This window comes from Shewanella sp. Isolate7 (genome assembly GCF_022398425.1).
Taxonomy (GTDB): Bacteria; Pseudomonadota; Gammaproteobacteria; order Enterobacterales; family Shewanellaceae; genus Shewanella.
Genome location: NZ_JAKEVJ010000162.1, coordinates 1 through 1,350, shown reverse-complemented (window position 1 = coordinate 1,350; position 1,350 = coordinate 1). Strand labels below are relative to the sequence as shown.

Sequence of the window (1,350 nt, the reverse complement as noted above, 5' to 3'; positions counted from 1 at the left end):
CTTTGCTTAAATCACTTAACCAGCAAATAGATAAACTTACGGAAAAACTCGATAAGCTCGTAGCCCAGGTCAAAGAATGGCGCGTCAAATCGGAAATATTGACGAGTGTTCCTGGTGTGGGGAAAGTGCTTTCCTACACTCTGCTCAGTGAAATGCCAGAGTTAGGAAAACTAAACCGAAAAGAAATTGCCGCCCTAGTTGGTGTCGCTCCCATGAACCGCGAAAGTGGCTCTTACAAGGGGAAACGCAGGATCCGTGGTGGTCGCCAYAGAATACGCACAGTCATGTTTATGGCGATGATGTCAGCCATACAGTGTAATCCTGTTTTTAAGCGCTATTACCAGCGTCTCAAAGCGGCTGGCAAAATGCCKAAAGTAGCACTGATCGCCTGCATGCGAAAGCTCATCGTGATCTTGAATACCATGCTTAAAAGCGAGGAGCTGTGGTGCGTAAAAAACGGATAAATATATTGACTAAACACCACAGTCACTTGTTATATTTTTAATAGTACTGCGTATAATCTGCTTCCCAATCCGCCATTTTTACAAGTTGGTCTAAGACATTTTTACCAGACGTTAGTAATTCTTCTGTCCTTTCAGGATCATCCCACCCTTCAGCACCATGCTTGCCGCCATGAAACAGGTTATTCCTAACTGCCTTAAGCAAACGGACTACAAGGCAAAGCTCACTTTTACAATCAGCTCTACCTACTGGTTTCCACTCAAGCTCCTGATTGTTGCCCACAATTTGTCTATGTGGATTCAAATCTATAAGTTTTTGAGAGTCAGCACTGATAGTAAAAGAATCAGCGTACTTCTCGACGAATTTATCCCAACCAGGTTCCGCATTACTGCCAGGCTCATCTCGTTTTAAAACTCGATTTTCTTTGAGGGCAAATTCAAACCGTGAAAACCAATAAAAAAAGCTAAACGCCAGATTCGTTAGTTCATCATTAATTTCTTCTTTTCTCATAACTCACCTAAAAATATAACGCCCTGTTAAGGTGTGAGCAACGCAATACCGAAGCTCCCGTATACCACCTTAAACACTGAAACCAACGCATAGTAAAAATGCCACGCGTTGCGAATCACTCTTAAACAGTTTGTGTACGCCCAGCATGGGCATGAACTAATGAGGTGAAAGTCCTCTGTAGGAAGATCACCGTTACTCTTTCTAAAAGAGAATAACATACTGTTATTAAACGTTAACTACTAGCGAATGGCAAGGGCTTATCCGCGAGGATTGGTCTGAAGGAAGCCGCTAGCAAATTTGCGAGCTGATGAATAAGAACATCATATGAGGCGTAGGCTAGAGATGAGTTGGCACAAGACGACGAAATCACGTGATCTA

General features: G+C 42.9%; 2 protein-coding genes. One reads left to right on the top strand and one right to left on the bottom strand.

Annotated elements, in window-relative coordinates; translation table 11 throughout:
* Positions 1–464: transposase (locus L1D47_RS20680; protein ID WP_239886622.1), on the top strand; the 464-nt coding region annotated here is incomplete at its 5' end.
* A 37-nt stretch (positions 465–501) separates the two neighbouring features.
* Here L1D47_RS20680 and L1D47_RS20675 read toward each other — a convergent pair.
* Positions 502–972: a hypothetical protein gene (locus tag L1D47_RS20675; protein WP_239886621.1), complete on the bottom strand. Its 471-nt coding sequence runs from the start codon at positions 970–972 to the stop codon at positions 502–504.
* Positions 973–1,350 lie beyond the last annotated feature (378 nt).